Annotated in this window: 12 protein-coding genes; 4 read left to right on the forward strand and 8 right to left on the reverse strand. The window is 63.1% G+C overall.

The window, feature by feature from the left end; all coding sequences use genetic code 11:
* Positions 1-104: 104 nt before the first annotated feature.
* The 6 genes from DK366_RS07250 to grxD all read right to left on the reverse strand — a co-directional run bounded on the left by DK366_RS07250 (position 105) and on the right by grxD (position 10167).
* Positions 105-3374, reverse strand: coding sequence for a TonB-dependent receptor (locus DK366_RS07250; protein ID WP_109124871.1), 3270 nt, complete (start codon positions 3372-3374; stop codon positions 105-107).
* A gap of 330 nt (positions 3375-3704) precedes the next feature.
* Positions 3705-6131 carry a TonB-dependent receptor gene (locus DK366_RS07255; RefSeq protein WP_232820947.1) on the reverse strand — a complete coding sequence of 809 codons (2427 nt, stop codon included), beginning with the start codon at positions 6129-6131 and terminating at the stop codon, positions 3705-3707.
* A gap of 495 nt (positions 6132-6626) precedes the next feature.
* A complete protein-coding gene (locus DK366_RS07260) occupies positions 6627-8336 on the reverse strand; it encodes a lysophospholipid acyltransferase family protein (RefSeq protein ID WP_109124872.1) in 1710 nt (569 codons plus the stop codon).
* Positions 8337-8437: 101 nt separating this feature from the next.
* A complete protein-coding gene (locus DK366_RS07265) occupies positions 8438-9037 on the reverse strand; it encodes a YhgN family NAAT transporter (protein ID WP_109124933.1) in 600 nt (199 codons plus the stop codon).
* 36 nt (positions 9038-9073) lie between these two features.
* On the reverse strand, positions 9074-9844 hold the full coding sequence (locus DK366_RS07270; RefSeq protein WP_109124873.1) for an SDR family NAD(P)-dependent oxidoreductase: 771 nt from the start codon (positions 9842-9844) through the stop codon (positions 9074-9076).
* Positions 9844-10167 (reverse strand): Grx4 family monothiol glutaredoxin, encoded by a 324-nt coding sequence (gene grxD, locus DK366_RS07275; protein WP_109124874.1) that lies wholly within the window; start codon positions 10165-10167, stop codon positions 9844-9846. Before grxD ends, DK366_RS07270 begins: the two co-directional genes overlap by 1 nt.
* 391 nt (positions 10168-10558) lie before the next feature.
* On the opposite strand from grxD, the gene sodB reads away from it, so the two are divergent.
* On the forward strand, positions 10559-11137 hold the full coding sequence (gene sodB / locus DK366_RS07280) for a superoxide dismutase [Fe] (protein WP_109124875.1): 579 nt from the start codon (positions 10559-10561) through the stop codon (positions 11135-11137).
* A gap of 175 nt (positions 11138-11312) precedes the next feature.
* Here sodB and DK366_RS07285 read toward each other — a convergent pair whose 3' ends face one another.
* Together DK366_RS07285 and purE are read right to left on the reverse strand one after the other, a co-directional pair.
* Positions 11313-12476, reverse strand: a complete 1164-nt coding sequence (locus DK366_RS07285; RefSeq protein WP_109124876.1) for a 5-(carboxyamino)imidazole ribonucleotide synthase — start codon at positions 12474-12476, stop codon at positions 11313-11315.
* Positions 12473-12976, reverse strand: coding sequence for a 5-(carboxyamino)imidazole ribonucleotide mutase (purE, locus tag DK366_RS07290; RefSeq protein WP_109124877.1), 504 nt, complete (start codon positions 12974-12976; stop codon positions 12473-12475). The genes DK366_RS07285 and purE overlap by 4 nt, the downstream gene beginning before the upstream one ends.
* A gap of 64 nt (positions 12977-13040) precedes the next feature.
* On the opposite strand from purE, the gene DK366_RS07295 reads away from it, so the two are divergent.
* The 3 genes from DK366_RS07295 (at position 13041) to nadC (ending at position 16624) form a co-directional block, all read left to right on the forward strand.
* Positions 13041-13313, forward strand: coding sequence for a Trm112 family protein (locus tag DK366_RS07295; RefSeq protein ID WP_109124934.1), 273 nt, complete (start codon positions 13041-13043; stop codon positions 13311-13313).
* 165 nt (positions 13314-13478) lie between these two features.
* The gene (locus tag DK366_RS07300) at positions 13479-15773 is read left to right on the forward strand and encodes a DUF1631 domain-containing protein (RefSeq protein ID WP_109124878.1); all 2295 of its coding nucleotides are present in this window, start codon (positions 13479-13481) and stop codon (positions 15771-15773) included.
* The gene (gene nadC / locus DK366_RS07305; protein ID WP_109124879.1) at positions 15770-16624 is read left to right on the forward strand and encodes a carboxylating nicotinate-nucleotide diphosphorylase; all 855 of its coding nucleotides are present in this window, start codon (positions 15770-15772) and stop codon (positions 16622-16624) included. Before DK366_RS07300 ends, nadC begins: the two co-directional genes overlap by 4 nt.
* Positions 16625-16704 lie beyond the last annotated feature (80 nt).

A 16704-nucleotide genomic window follows, 5' to 3' on the forward strand; every position in this document is an offset into this window, starting at 1 on the left:
ATGACGACAGGGGATCGCGGGGCCTGAAACAAATCCTCGCATCCACAGAAAAGCCGGCGCCCTTTCAGGCGCCGGCTTCACGTACTGCAACAGCAAGCTCTTGCTTAGAACGTGTAACGCAGGGTCAGCATGGCCGACCAGCGCGAGACAACGTTGGTCTTGATGTCGCGACCGGCGTCGTACACCACCTTGGTGCCCGGCTGGTAGTTGCCGTTGGCGTCCAGCGGCAGGCTGTAGATGTACTTGCCCGTCGCCTGGTCCACGCCGGCAAAGCTGGCGAGGTTGCGGGTGTACGGGAACGGCACGTACAGCTGCTGGCCCCAGTCGTTGTTCAGCAGGTTCATGAAGTTGTACACGTCCAGGCGGATCTCACCCTTGTTGCCCTTGAACAGGCCCGGGATTTCCTGGCTGAAGCTCATGTCGAGCTGGTTCGTCCAGGCCGCGCGGGTGCCGTTGCGGCTGGCGATTTCGCCCTGGTGATCCTTCAGGTAGCTGTCCTGCTTGATGAAGGCGTAGAACTGGTCGATCGCCTTCTGCGAGGTACCGTTCTGGAACAGCACGTCGCCCTGACGCGGGATGTAGACCAGGTCGCGGCTGTAGCTGTCGCCGTTGGCATCGTTGGCGAACACCCAGCTGTACGGCTGACCGGTCTGGCCGTTGTAGAACGCGCTGACGGTGGTGGCGTAGTTGCCAAAGAAGGCATGCGACCAGCTCAGCGACGCGGTGAGACGCTGCTTCACGGCGTAGTTGGCCGTGCTGGCGACGTCTTCGTTCGGGTTCACCCACGCGTTGTTGCTGAAGTTGGACGAGGCCTGGCTGGACGTGCCGGGGTTCACTTCCTTCGCATTGGCGAAGGTCACGCCCACGCTGGCTGCCCACTCATCGGCGAACGGCTTCTTCAGCGACAGCGTGAACGCGTCGGAATAGCCCTTGCCGGTGTTGGCCAGTTCCGTGGTGTTGACCGAGAACTTGCTGTTGGCGTTGGCGCGGTTGCTGTTGCCGGTGGCGGTGGGGCTGGCCGTCGGAATCTTGTAGTACGTGTTGCGGCCATCCGGCAGCACGCCGGTCGGCGCACCGATGTTGAGGTTCTGATACCAGATCGCGTCGCGCACCTTGATGTGCTCGTACTCGGCCGAGGCAATCAGGCCCATCCACGGTAGCTCGCGGTCGATCGCCAGGCTGGCCTTCCACACGGACGGCAGCTTGAAGTTCGGCGCCACGGTGTCCACGGCCATCTGCGTGTTGGACGGCGGCGGCACGTTCTGGTTGAACGGATCGGGGCTGAAGCCCGGGTAGGCCGTGCCCGGACCCACCGGCAGGTTGTTCGTGTTGCGGATCGAATAGGTGGCCACCGTCATACCGTTGTTCTGGTACGGGTTGGTCATCCACACGGTCGGCGGATTGGACTGGAACAGGCCCACGCCGCCACGCAGCTGCGTCTGCAGCTCGGTGTTGAAGGCGTAGTTGAACGACACGCGCGGTTCGACCATGGTCGCGCCGTCGATGGTCTGGTCGTTGCGGAAGCCGAAGGTCTTCTCGAACGTCGGGTTGTACACCGGCTTGTCGTCGGTGGCGTAGCGGTTCACGCGCACGCCGTACAGCAGCGACAGGCGGTCGGTGACCTGCCAGTTGTCCTGCAGGAAGAAGCTGTAGCGACGCAGCGTCCACTTGCCGGCCACGTCATCCAGCGAGTAACCCTTCGCCGGCTGGTAGAGGTCGAACTGGTTGTAGATGCCCTTCTCGAAGTTATCGATGCCCCAGAAGGTGTACGCGCCGAACTGTGTGCGGCCGAACAGGTTGTAGATCTGGTCCTGCTGGAAATCGATACCGCCCTTCAGCGTGTGGTCGCCCAGGTACAGGGTGGCCGCACTGAAGAGGCTCCAGGTCTTGGTGTGGATCTGGTTGTAGTCGCTGTACTGGTCTTCGCCAAGGTCGATGTACGGCGAGGAACCGTTGAGCTTGCCGTTGTTGTCCTTGCCCAGGTTCACGTAGACCTGTGGCTGCTGCCACGGCACGGAGCGCACCTGGGTGAAGTCCTTGTAACCGACCTTGGTTTCGGTCGAGAACATCTCGTTCCAGTCGTCGAAGAACTGCAGCGAGTAGTTCTTGGTGTCGCTGTTCTTGGTGTACCAGTAGCTGGTCAGGCCGATAGCGTTATTGCTATTGCCCTGGATCACCGGCTGCGTTTCCTTGGTCTGCTGGAACGCAAGGCTCGAACGATGGTTGTCGGTGATGTTCCAGTCCAGCTTCACCAGCGAGCGCTTGCTGTCCAGGTCGACGCCGCCGCCGCTGAAATCGCCCGGGTGCAGGCCCAGCTTGTTCGCGGCGTTGATCACGCGCTGCAGGTCGCTCGGGGAAATCTTGTTGCTGGTGGACGGGCCGGTCAGCGACGTGTCCAGGCCGTTGGCCGAGTCGTTGCCCAGGCCGAGGGTCTTCTGCTTTTCATAGCTTGCGAAGAAGAACAGCTTGTCCTTCACCAGCGGGCCGCCCAGCGTCATGCCGCCGGTCCAGTCACGGTCGTAGCCCTTGTAGCCGCGGTCGCCGCTGTTGATCCAGCCGGCATTGCCGACCATGTCGCTGGCATTGCGGTAGGCGTAGTACACCGAACCGTGGAACTGGTTGGTACCGCTCTTGGTCACGGCGTTGATGTCCGCGCCCACGGTGTCCGACGTGGTGTCGAAGTTGGCGGTGGACAGGTTGTACTCGGCGATGGTGTCGACCGACACCGGCGAGCCGAGGTACGGCATGCCGTTGGAGTTCAGGCCGAACGGATCGCCCACGCCCACGCCGTCCACGCTGATCTTGTTGTAACGGCTGTTCTGGCCCATGGCGGACATGGAGCCATCGCCACGGTCGGTAATGGCGATGCGGGGGTCGAGGCGGGCCACGTCCTGGATGGAGCGGCTCGGCGACGGCAGCATCTTCAGGTCACGACCGGAAACGTTGGTGGCCAGGCCCTTGTTGTCGGAGTTGAACGTCTGCGCTGCCACCAGGCCGGTAACGGTCACCGCACCCAGGTTGGTCGCCGCCTGCTGGGCGCCCATCGTCAGGTTCACTGCCGTATCCGTGGCCAGCTGCAGGTACACGTTGTCCTGCTCGGACTCCTTGCCGTCCTTGGTCACCTTCACGTCGAACGGACCACCCACGCGCAGGCCCTGCGCCGAGTAACGGCCGCTGGCGTCGGTGACGGTGGTCTTGGTGGTGCCCGACGGAGCGTGGACGATCTGCACGGTGGCGCCGGCAACCGGCTGACCGCTGGCATCCAGGATGCGGCCGCTGATCGAGGACGAGGTGTCCTGGGCAAAGGCCGGCGCCGTGGCGAGCAAGCCCGCGATGGCGAGCGGGAGCAATTTTGTGCGCAAAGAAAGGTTCATCGAGATTCAACCCCTAAGAGATTCGCAAGAAAGGCATGGGACCAGACCGAAGGAGTCCCATGCCCCTCCGCCACCGTCTTAAGTGACTGATTCCCTAAATATTTTCTGATGCACCCGAAATGCCTGGCGAGCACGCCGGCCGGGACTCATCACGACGAATGTAGCGTCATTATATGACAAATTCGTAACTTCTTGACGAATTACTCACAATTCTTGCGCCTTGTTCTTGCGCCATTCGCAGGTACTTGCTTGCGATGGGTAAACAGCAGGCACAAAAAAAACCGGCGCCTTGCGGCGCCGGTTTCAGGGGTACAGCCAGGTGGTTTCGGCTTAGAAGAACGAGATGCCGAAGGTCACCATGTACGTGCGGTCTTCCAGCAGCGAGTAGTACGGAGCCGACGTGTACAGCGTGCTGCCGTTGTTGACGTCCTTGATCGTGTTGCCCGGGTTGCTGGCCAGGAACGCGCCGATGTTGTTGGCGTTGGTCAGGGCGCGCTTGTTGGTCAGGTTGAACACGTTGAGCTTGATGTACGGGTTGCGCAGCCAGGTGGCGAAGTCGTCGAACTTCCAGCCGGCATTCATGTTGAACACCGTGTAGCCGCCCACCTGTTCGGTGTTCGACCAGTCGCCCCAGATCGGACCGCGGTACTTGGCGTCCAGGGTGGCCCAGAACGGACCGTGGTCGTAGCCCAGGCGCACATAGCCCGAGTTCTTCGGCGTGTTGAGGAAGGTCTTGCCTTCGGTCGGGTAGGTGCCGTCGCCAAAGGTGTTGACGTTACCGTCGAGGATGGCCTTCTGGTACGAGTAGTTGCCGTACAGGGTCCAGTCTTCGGCGAACTTGTAGCTGCCTTCGGCGGTAAGGCCGCGCATGTGCATCTTCGGCAGGTTCAGGTACACCGTCTGGCCGGAGTTCACGTCGTAACCCGAGATCTGCTTGTTGATCAGGTGCGACTCGTACGCGTCGACGTTGGCCGAGAAGTGGTCCGCATAGAAGCGCCAGCCCAGGTCAACCGTGGTGGCCTCTTCCGGCTTGGCCTGGTACGTACCGGCGGCAGCGTTGGCGAGGTTCTTCGGGTTGTCGGCCACGGCAACGTTCTGCAGCAGCGAGCCGTTGATCGGAGCGCGGTAGGTGCGGCCGGCGCCGATGTAGAACTGGTTCTCGTCGTTGAGCTGGTACTTCACGCCAGCGGTCGGGCTGACCTTGTGATAGGTCGCCTCGGCCGTGCCGCCGAACTGGCTGGTCTTCGGGCTGGTGGTGTAGCTGCCCCAGTTCTCGTAGTCGTAACCAGCGCGGTCTTCCCACAGGTACGCTGCGCCGACCGTGATGGTCCACTGGTCGTTCGGGGTCCAGGTGTTGGTCGCGAAGAACTTCTTGATTTCGGAGTTGGTGTACTCACGGTACAGGCGCTGGATCACGCCGTTGGAGTACTTGATGTAGTTGGAGGTGCCCCAGAAATCGGACGGCTCACCGTCGACGGCCGGGTTGAACACTTCCTGCTGCTGCTGGCGAGCGCGCTCGTACCAGAAGCCGTACTCCAGGCTGTCGTCCATGCCGAAGTCCTGGTTCAACTTGGCGATGACACCCGGACGGTAGGTGAAGGTCTGGCTGACGTCGTAGGCCACCGCAGTGCCGCCGATCTTGCCGTCGCCATTCAGATCCTGGTTCGCCACACCGATGGTGTTCTGGTAGACGGTGGATTCGGTGAACTTGTAGCCACCACCGCCGCCGCCGTTGCCGTACCAGAAGTACGGGACCACCGACAGGCGCAGGCTGTCAGCAAGCTTGAACTCGCCGTCCAGGCTGGCCAGCCAGCTGGTGAACGGGTTGGTGTGGAGCTTCCAGTAGTAGGTATCGGTCGGGCTGTAAGCCTCGTCGTAGCTCTGGAAGTAGCCGCCCGAGCGCACCTGCGCCTTGGTCAGGCTGTCGTAGCTGTAGTTGCGCTCGCGGTTGTACTGGAACGAACCGGAGATGTAGTTGTTGTCGTCGATCGTCCACAGCGCCTTGCCGTCGACCTTGGTGACGTTCAAGTTACCCGGGCCGCGCCAGAAGTCGGAGGTGTTGTTCGAGTAGGACACCCATGCGCGCACCGGACCCAGATCGCCAGTCTGCAGGCGGAAGAAGGTACGGCGGTAGTCGTGGTTGCCCAGGCTCTGGGCGAAGTCGACACCGGCGGTGTGCGACGGGTCGATGGTGACCCAGGAGATGGCGCCACCGGCGGCACCCGAGATCGGCGTGTCGACGTCCGGGTAGCCCTGCAGCACGGTGATGTCACCCATGTTTTCGGTGTCGCCGTACTCGGTCGAGTAGACCTTGTAGTTGCCCGAGTCGTTGATCGGCGCGCCGTTCACGGTGGTACCGATTTCGTCGCTGGTGAAGCCGCGAATCTGGTAGTTGCCGTTGGCCAGGCCGCTGACGTCGTCCGTCGAGGCGTTCACGCCCGGGATGGAGTCGATCATCTGCACGAACGTGCCGCCCGGAGCCGCCTTCACGATGGCGTCGCGGCTGATGGTCGAAACCGCCTTCGGCGCCGTCTGCACCGACATCAGGCCATCACCCAGCGACAGGCTCTGGGCCTGGACCGTCACGGTGTCCAGCTGCTGGGCACGCTTGGTGTCGTTGGAGGTGGTGGTGTTGGACGTGCTCGACGGACCCGAACGCTGGGCCGGTTCCTTGGTCTGCGGGTTGGTGGCCTGGCCCGAGGTGTCCTGGGCGGAGGCAACGCCGGCAGCCATGCAGAACACGACAGCGATGGCCATAGAGAGGTGGTTTCGTTTCATCATCGTCATTCCAGAATTGACAAAAATTGATGTCAGCTGGCGCCCAGAAGGTCGTCAGCGAACGGGAAAAGGAAAAAGCACGTCACCCGGCTGAAAGTTCTCGCGATATTCGAAAGTTATTTCGCAAGACGCTGCTTAAAAACGTAATTTCATGCCATTTAACGTAAATTTAAACGTTTTCTCCGGGCGTAAAAAAGCCCGATCGGTAAAAGATCGGGCGAAATTACGAAATCAGTTAACGCTGTTGGCCTGGACCTCGACAAAGCCCCTTGAGTCCGGACCAACCCTGTAAGGTTTACATAAGTATTTTACAAGAAATTTACCGTTGGATCACGCGTGCAACAAAAGCCAACGTATTTCCCTGCTGCGTGGTCAATAAGTAACCACTGAAACTAGCGTGAGATATGGAAACTTCCGTGAGGTGGCGCCCAGAGTTGCTCATGGACGCCACTCACCGCCTCACGCAAGCCGGTCTTACTTGCCGAGGTAGCGCGCCCGCTTGGCCGGCTTCAGCGTTGCCAGGTCCAACATGACCAGGCCATCCACACAACCCGAGAATCCCGGATCTTCGCCGAAGTCGAGGAACTGCACGCCTTCGGGTTCCACCAGATCCACATACTGGCGATACAGCACCGGCAGGCTCACACCCAACGCATCCAGGTGATGCTTGAGCTTGCCAAGACCCGCCGCCGGATCAAGCCCGGCCAGCGCATCGCGCACCAGATCGATCACGGCAGGCGACACGACGAAAGGCTGTCGTGCGGATGCAAGGCCCGGCGCGCCGAAGTAATGCTGATGTGCCGCTGCGATCCACTCACGCGCTTCGCGCGGCAGACTCACCGACATGCTTACCGGGCCGAACAGGTAACGCAGATCGGGGTGGCGCTGCAGATACAGGCCAATGCCTTGCCACAGCTGATCCAGCGCGCGCGAACGCCAATAGGCCGGCGCAATGAAACTGCGGCCCAGTTCCAGCCCCTGCGAAAGACGCGATTCGAGTGCCGGCGAGTAATTGAACAGGCTGGAGGTGTACAGCGCGCTCATCCCGCGCTCGGCGATCAGTCGACCGCCGTGGCCGAAACGGTACGAACCCACGATGCGCAACGCCTTCGGGTCCCACAGCACCAGGTGTTCGTAATGCGGGTCGTAGGCATCCAGGTCGCGACGTGCGCCGGTGCCCTCGCCCACCTTGCGGAACGTGAGTTCGCGCAGACGGCCGATTTCACGCAACACGGGGCTGTCGGAAGTGCCCTTGAACAACAGGATTTGCTTGCCGTCATTGAGATCGGCGAGCTTCTCCGCATGGGCTTGCAGTTCCGCCACCACGCGTTCGGTCGGTTCCGGATGCGCCAGCGGTGCCTGCCCGCCGAAGATCAGTCCGCGATGACGACCCACGCGATACACATGGCGACGCATGAGCTTGGCCGCGCGCTGGGTCGACTCGCCGCTGTGCTGTTCCAGCTCATCGGCGGACACCAACTGCCCCACGCTGAAGCCCACGCGGCGACTGGTCGGTGAAATGGCTTCGCGTGGAAGCATGGCCGTGCTCAACGGCTTGGCCAGCATCGACAGGCCATAGAACATGGCCGAGTTGCGCGCCGAAATATGCACCGGCAAGACCGGTACACGGCTGCGCTGCGCCAGGCGGGCAAAACCATCGGACCAGCGTCCATCGCTCACGCCCGACGGACGCACGCGCGACACCTCGCCGGCAGGGAACACGATCAGCGCTTCGCCGTTGTCCAGCGCGCGGTAGATATCGCGCATCTTCGAGGCGGCGCCCTTGCCGAACACATCCACCGGCAGCAGCAGCTTGTGCAGCGGCTCGATCGACATCAGCCAGTCGTTGGCCAGGATGCGGACATCGCTGCGCACCGAGCCCACCATCTGCAGCAGGGTCAGCGCGTCGATCATGCCAAGCGGATGGTTGGCCACGATCAGCACGCCACCCTCGACCGGGATGTTCTCGCGCTCGCGGGGATTGACGTAGTAGCTGACACCGAGCACATCGAGCACGCGCTCGACGAAATCGAAGCCTTCGGCCGCACCAGCGGCTACCAAGGTACGGTTGAAACCATCCTCATCGGCCAGTCGGCCCAGCATGCCGGCAACCGGCCGGCGGATCAGGGGATGTTGCGCCAACCATGGCAGACGTTCGGTGAGGGTCTGTTCAACGCTGAGCATGACCGCCTCCTGGGATTTACCCCAAATGCTGGTAGCGGATTATGACAGCAAGGTTATGCGGAGAGGACCGAAAGATCACGCCGCGTAAAAAGGTCGCTGTTTCAAACAACCAGATGCAAATAAGCCGCCACGCCGCCCATGAACATCTGCACCGACAGCGCGATAAGCAGCATGCCCATCACGCGCTCAAGCGCCGTGAGCACGCTCTCGCCGAGCCAGCGGAACAGATAGGTGGAGCACAGCAGGATTACCGAGGTGGCCAGCCATGCGCCTAGCAGGGCAATGGCCCAATCGGCGGTGCGACCGGGCTGGGTATTGGTCAGCAGCAGCAAGGCGGCCATGGCGGAGGGGCCGGCCACGCCGGGGATGGCCATGGGCACGATGAAGGGCTCGCCCTCCCCCTGCTTGCCGAAGATGCCGCCGCCATCGGCCGGCGGAAACACCATGCGGATGCCGATAAGGAACAGCACGATGCCACCGGCAATGCTGATGGATTCCTGCCGCAACTGCAGCAATTTCAGAATGTGCTGACCGCCAATCAGGAATCCGAGCAGGACACCCAGCGCAATCAGCAGCTCGCGAATCATCACCTTACGGCGGCGCTTGGGTGCGACGTCTTTCAGCAGGCTCAGGAAGATGGGGATATTCCCCAGCGGGTCCATGATGAGGAACAGCAGGATCGCCGCCGACAGCGTGGTCATCTGCATTTCCATGTCAGCAATGCTCCTGCGTCATGGTCATGCCGGTTCACGCAAATCGAGGGTCGCGCCGCGTGCACGCTTGCCCTGCTCGCCCAACAGATAGATGGCGGCCTCGGCCGTGGCATCCGGCAACGGCTGCAGCATGGTGTCTTCGCCAAAGTAGGCCGCACGACGCAAGGTGGTGCGCATGGGCGCGGGCAGCAATGCATGCGAACGCAGCGACGACTGCTCGGTTTCCTCATGGAGGATGGCAACCAGTCGCTCCAGCGCAGCCTTCGAAACGCCATACGCGCCCCAGTGCGCACGCTGCACCAGTTCGGGGTTATCCAGCACGAACACCACGGCGCTGTCCGACGCCCGTGACAGCAACGGCATGCACGCCTGCGTCAGCGCAAACGGCGCCGACACATTCACATGCATGGCGCGCAGCCAGTCGTCCGGCTTCTGCACGGAAAGCGGCGTGAGTTCCTTGAAGCTCGCGGCGGTGTGGACAATGCCGTCAAGGCGACCGAAATCGCGCTCGAGCCCATCGGCCAATGCCTCATAGTCGCCTGGCGTGGCCACTTCCATGTCGAGCGGATGGATCACCGGTTCCGGCAAACCCTCGCTCACCATCGCATCGTAAAGCTGTTCCAGCTGACGCTTGCGGCGACCGGTGATGACCACGGTGGCGCCAGCGCGAGAGGCAGCACGCGCCACCGCCGAACCCAGGCCGCCATACGCGCCGGTAACCAGCACGACACGATCAGCCAACGAGCCCGCCACAGGCGCCCAGCCTTCCGGCAAACGAACCAGGGGAAGCGCCATCAGGAATCGGCTCCGGCCACGTCGGCCGCCATGCGCGCGAGCTCACCGGCGGCCTTCAGGTCTTCGATGATGTCGCAACCGCCGATCAGTTCACCCTGGATGAAAAGCTGAGGGAACGTCGGCCAGTTCGCGTAATGCGGCAATGCCGCACGCACTTCCGGATCGGCCAGCACATTGACGGCGTGGAACGTCGCGCCCGCCTCCGTCAGCGCCTGCGCGGCGCGGCTGGAAAAGCCGCACATGGGGAACTGCGGCGTGCCCTTCATGAAGAGCACGATGGCATGTTCGGCCAACACAGCCTTGATTCGCTCGTTAACGTCCATAACTAGGTGCCTGCTTCATATCTTTTCATGGCCCGCATTCGTCGTCTCAGGCCGCCTCAGAGAGAGCTGAGTCGTAGCGCCTGACTGGTGGTCAGGTCAAGGTTCAGCTCTCTCTGAGGCGGCCTGAGGCGGCGAACCCTATGGGCCGGGTCTATTTGCCCGCCAGCCTGCGTCATCACTCGGTCGTGTATCGACTTACACTCCCTCGTTCTTTCTTGGCTGGCGGGCAAACAGCTCCCGGCGCGGGCCATGAAAAGATATGAAGCAGGCACGAATCATTCATCGCTAGAATGCAGTTAGATCGATAGTGTATCAGTCGTGCACGGGTCGCCGGTCCTCGGCCATTCCAAGCCCGACCCCTTTTCCTCAGCCAACGCCCAGGAGCCACAACATGGCCTTCGAACTCCCCCCCTTGCCCTATGAACAGAATGCGCTGGAACCGCACATCTCGGCGGAGACGCTTGAGTATCACTACGGCAAGCATCACCAGGCGTACGTGACCAACCTCAACAACCTCGTCAAGGGCACCGAGTTCGAAAACGCCTCGCTGGAAGACATCATCAAGAAGTCGTCCGGTGGCGTGTTCAACAACGCTGCACAGGTCTGGAACCACACCTTCTACTGGCACTCGCTCAGCCCCAAGGGCGGCAACGAGCCGAGCGGCAAGCTGGCCGATGCCATCAACAAGGCATTCGGTTCGTTCGAGAAGTTCAAGGAAGAGTTCACCAAGTCGGCCGTGGGCAACTTCGGTTCGGGCTGGACCTGGCTGGTGCAGCGTCCGGATGGTTCGCTCGGCATCGTCAACACGTCCAATGCCGCCACGCCGATCACCGGCAGCGACAAGCCGCTGCTGACCTGCGACGTGTGGGAGCACGCGTACTACATCGATTACCGCAACGCCCGTCCGAAGTACATCGAGGCGTTCTGGAACCTGGCCAACTGGGAATTCGCGGCCAAGAACCTGGCCTGATTCCTCGGGAATCCAGTCGTGAAAACGGGGCTCTTGGGCCCCGTTTTTTTATCAGCACACCAGGCCGGCAATTCAATGTAGGAGCGCACTTGTGCGCGACCGCCACGATTGACGAACCGGGACACTCAACCCTGCGGTCGCGCACTAGTGCGCTCCTACAGGGGCTGCCGCTTGCTTATTTGTTTTCGCTCAGCTTGCCGACTGCCGGCTGCGCCTGCTGATCGCGACCCAGCGCGTGCGCAATACCGGAAAGGCGTTCGACCAACCGCTTCGCATCCGGCGCACACACCGTGGCGTGACCCACCTTGCGACCCACGCGCGGCTGCTTGCCGTAGTCGTGCCAATGCGCATCAACGGCTTCCAGCACGGGCGCAGCATCGGGCAGTTCGCCGATCCAGTTGAACATGGCCGACAAGCCGCGCGCCGACGTATCACCCAGCGGCAAACCGAGCACCGCGCGCACATGGTTCTCGAACTGGCTGGTGAGTGCCCCCTCGATGGTCCAGTGACCGGAGTTGTGCAAGCGCGGCGCCATCTCGTTGCCGAGCAGCTCGCCGTTTTTCACGAACAGCTCCAACGCGAACACGCCGCCGTATTCCAGTTTTTCTGCCAGCGTGCGTGCCAGATCGGTGGCGCGCGCCTGCAGCGCCGCGATGTCCGACGCCGGAGCCAGGCTCAGCGAGAGCACGCCGTCGGTGTGCCAGTTCTGCGTAAGTGGCCAGGTGCGGAAATCGCCGTCGCGACCGCGCACGGCAATCACCGACAGCTCGCGATCGAACGGCACGAAGGCTTCCAGGATGAGCCCGTGTGCCTGCGCCTGCGGACCCAGGGCTGCCCACGCGGCGTCGGCGTCGGCCAACGTCTTGATGCGGAACTGGCCCTTGCCGTCGTAGCCAAGGCGACGCGTCTTGAGGATGGCCGGCGCACCGACTACCGCCAGCGCCTGATCCAGTTCTTCGCGGGTGTCGACCGTCTTGAACTCCGGCGTCAGCAAACCGCATTCGCGAAACAGCGTTTTCTCTGCCAGGCGATCCTGCGCCACGGCCAATGCGCGCGGCGCGGGAAATACGGCGACACGCTTGGCCAGCCAGTGCGCGGTCTCGGCCGGCACGTTTTCGAAATCGAAAGTGACCACGTCCACTTCGCGAGCGAAATGCTCAAGCGCGTCGTAGTCCGTCCAGTCAGCCACTACCAGCGGAGCCACCTGTCCGGCGCAGGCGTCGGCGGCGCTGTCCACCACCAGCGTCTTTACACCCAGCGGCGCCGCGGCAAGCGCCAGCATGCGTGCAAGCTGGCCGCCACCGAGAATGCCGAGGACGGGTTGACGACGGGCGCTCACGAACGGGGGTCCGGGTTGTCCAGCACGGTTTGCGTCTGGCGGGAACGGTAGGCGTCCAGCGCGGCGGCGATGGCCGGATCATGCAGCGCCAGCACCGAGGCGGCGAGGATGCCGGCATTCACCGCACCCGCGCGACCGATAGCCAGCGTGCCGACCGGAATGCCAGCCGGCATCTGGGCAATGGAAAGCAGGGAATCCATGCCGTTGAGCGCCTTGGACTGCACCGGCACGCCAAACACCGGCAGACGGGTCTTGGCCGCCAGCATGCCCGGCAAATGTGCCGCACCGCCGGCGCCAGCCACGATGACCTGGATACCACGTCCCACCGCTTCTTCGGCGTACTGGAACAGCAGGTCCGGCGTGCGGTGCGCAGAGACCACGCGCACCTCGTGCGCCACGCCCAGTTCGGCCAGCACGCTGGAGGCATGCTCCATGGTTTCCCAGTCGGAACGGGAGCCCATTACAACGCCCACGCGCGGCGGGAGGGTAGTCAATGTCATGACCCAAGCCATCCAAAAGGGTTATTGTACGGACTTTCCGCGTCTCGGCACGATCCCGCTCCCCATGGACAAACGCTTGCTCGACATCCTTTGCTGCCCGGTCAGCAAGGTCCCCGTCCGCCCGCTCCAGCGTCAGGAGCTTGATGCACTCAACAAGGCCATCGCGGCCGGCCAGGTCCAGACCGTATCGGGTGCTGCCGTCGGGTCGCCGCTGTCCGAAGGACTGATCACCACCGACCGGAAAGTCATCTACCGGGTCGAGGACGGCATCCCCGTGATGCTGCCCGAAGAAGGCATCGGCACCCTGCAATTCACCGACTTCCCTGCGGCAGCCTGACGACCGCCAGGGCGGCCAGCCCGCAAGAACCCGCGTCTTGTGAACGTGTCGACATATATCGATACGGTGAATGACAGCAGCCCCCGCCATCCCTTATTGTAGGCTGGCGTATTGTCGTTCGTAGGTTGCCCGCACGTCGGCATCACTTTCAGGGGGTGAAAGGCGATGAAAGACGCCAGTGAACCATCCAACATTGTCAGCCTGAGCCAGCGCCTGGACCCCTCCAGCGAGCGCGGAGGCGCCCTCTTGAACACCGTCCGGGACATCGCTGGCAAGCGCCTGCAGATCTTGATCAACGGCATGTTCGAGCACGTGGACGATGCCCTGTTCGATCTGGCCGAAAAGGCCGAGAACAACGCTGCTCAGATGCACTACTTCGACGGCATGCGCGAAGTGCGCAAGCGCCGCCCGATGGTGGAGCGCAGCTTCCTCGCGCAGATCTCGCGCGAGCTGACCGATTTCGCCTCCAGCTACCGCAACAACGCGGGCGCCACCAACGGTGTGTCGCTGCCCGCCGGATCGGTGGAGCTGTCGCTGGTCGCCGACAACGAACTGGAAGAATCGCTGGCCATCACCAGCATGATCGGCAAGAACGAAACGCGCCTTACGCGCGACCTGTTCGCCGTGAACCAGCGCCTCTCCGTCATCTACGGCGGCATCAAGATCGACGACGGCACCAACCCGGTGGGTCCGGCCGCGCTGTCGCAGGCCTTCCGCCAGGCGATGCGCGAGCTCAGCGCCGAGATGCGTGTCAAGCTCATCATCTACAAGCTTTTTGACCGTTACGTACTGGCCTCGCTGGACGAGCTGTACACCGAGATCAACGCGGAACTGGTGCGCGCCGGCGTGTTGCCGCAGCTGCGCCATGAAATCCAGCGCGCGGGCGGCGCCCAGCGTCCGGCCCCCGCGGCCGGAGCAGCGGCTGGTGCGGAAGCCGTCGAACAGAGCGAGGGCAGCTTCCTCGCCGACGACGAAGCCGGCGCATCCAGCGAACTGATCCAGACCCTGCGCACCCTGTTCAGCGCACGCCGCACCACGCCAGTCACCGCGGGCCAGCGCCTGCCGGCCGGCGCCGTGCAGCTGCCCAGCGCGAACGAGTTGCTCGGTGCGCTGAGCGTGCTGCAGAGCCAGGCCGCCATCAATCAACAGATGCCGGCGAATGCCGGCAACGCGATGGAGCTCGCGGGCGAAGTCCAGCAGCTCAAGGAACACCTGCTTGCCCAGATCGGCTCCCTGCGCGGTGAAAAGCCGAGCCAGGTGTCGACCATCGACGAGGACACCATCGATCTCGTCGGCATGCTGTTCGAGTTCATCCTCGAAGACCGCAACCTGCCGACCGAGATGCAGGTATTGCTGGCTCGCCTGCAGATTCCGTATCTCAAGGCGGCCATCCTCGACCGCAAGCTGTTCGCACACCGCCAGCATCCGGCACGCCGCCTGCTGGACAGCCTGGCCGATGCCGCCAAGGGCTGGTCGGCCGAGTCCGATCGCGACCATCGCCTGCACGACAAGATCAAGTCCATCGTCGACCGCCTCCTGCAGGACTTCGACGATGACATGACCATCTTCGAACGCCTGTGCGCCGAGCTGCAGGAATTCCAGGACATCAGCCGCCGCCGTGCCGAACTGGCCGAACAGCGCGTGGCCGAATCCACCCGCGGTCGCGAGAAGCTCGAGCAGGCACGTCGCCGTGCCGCGCGCGAGATCCTCAGCCGTATAGAAGGCCATAACCTGCCGCCGCTGATCCACGGGATCCTGTCGCGTGCATGGGCCAACTATCTGGTGCTGACCATCCTGCGCCAGGGCGAGGAATCCAGCGAGTTCCGCGACGCGCTGCGTTTTGCCAACGATTTCATCGACAGCACCAAGCCGGCCCGCACGCTCGACGAGCGCCGCGCGCTGCGCCAGATGCTGCCGGGCATCGAACGCGCGCTGCGTCGTGGCCTGGCCAATGTGGCGTTCCAGGAAAGCGACATCGATCGCCTGCTGGCCCAGCTGCATACGTATTACCGCCACCAGCTCGGCGAAGCCGTGCCGGAAGCCGAAGTGCAGGCGGTGGAAGAGTCCACCACCCTGCCGATTCCCGAGAGCATCCAGCCGATCGCCGAATCCGAGGCGGAGCTCGCCCGTTCCGAGCCGGAGCCGGAACCGGTGATGGATACGCCGGAGACGCGCCTGGTCGCCGAGCTCAAGCCCGGTACCTGGCTGGAGTTCGTCACGGCACCGGAAACCATCGAGCGCGCCAAGCTGTCCTGGATCAGCCCGATGAGCGGTCGCTACCTGTTCGTGAACCGTCGCGGCCTGAAGGTCGCCGACTATTCGCCGCACGAACTGGCCCAGGCACTCGCCACGGGCACGGCGCGCGTGCTTGAATCCACGGCCTTGTTCGACCGTGCGCTGGATGCCATCGTCGGTCGCCTCAGCCAACCGGCCACGTCCCAGGCACCGACCGAAGAATGACTTCAGTACAACTCGTTTCCCCGGCGTCCGACCTCATCCAGGCGGACGTCGAGCGTGCCTTCGCCGAAGACATCGGCAGCGGCGACGCCACGGCAGACCTGATTCCCGCCAACGCCACGGCCAGCGCCACGCTGACCTGCCGCGAGGATGCGGTCATGGCAGGCATCGACTGGTTCAACGCCTGCTTCCGTCGCCTTGATCCGAAGGTGCAGATCGATTGGACCCCGCGTGACGGCGACCATGTCGCGGCTGGCTCGGTCATATGCCGATTGAGGGGCAACGCCCGCGCGTTGGTGAGCGCCGAACGCTCGGCACTGAATTTCCTGCAGCTGCTCTCCAGCACTGCCACCGCGACGGCAGCCTACGTGGCCGCTGTCGCCGGCACCGGCGTGCGCGTGCTCGATACCCGCAAGACCGTGCCCGGCCTGCGCCTGGCGCAGAAATATGCGGTGCGTTGCGGTGGTGGTCACAACCATCGCGTCGGCCTGTACGACGCCGTCCTGGTCAAGGAAAACCACATCATTGCGGCCGGTGGCATCAAGGCCGCTGCGGAAGCGGCGCGCCGCCTGCATCCGTCCTTGCTGCTGGAAATCGAGGTGGAGAACCTCGATGAATTGCAGCAGGCGCTCGCAGCCGGCGCCGACCGCATCATGCTGGACAACTTCACCCTCCCCCTGATGCGCGAAGCCGTCGGCATCGCCAAAGGCCGGGCTGAGCTGGAAATTTCAGGCAACGTGGACCTGTCTACCATCGCCGGATATGCGCAGACGGGGGTGGATTTCATCTCGGTTGGCGCGCTGACCAAGCACGTGCGGGCGGTGGACCTGTCGCTTCGCCTGCAGCTCGACTGAGCACAGGCAGGGCAACATCCCTTGAAGGCAGGACGTTCACGTCCTGCCTCTTGCAAGGCCGACGCAACGCCTACACTCTC

Origin of the sequence: Dyella sp. C11 (genome assembly GCF_003121485.1) — a bacterium.
Classification (GTDB): domain Bacteria; phylum Pseudomonadota; class Gammaproteobacteria; order Xanthomonadales; family Rhodanobacteraceae; genus Dyella.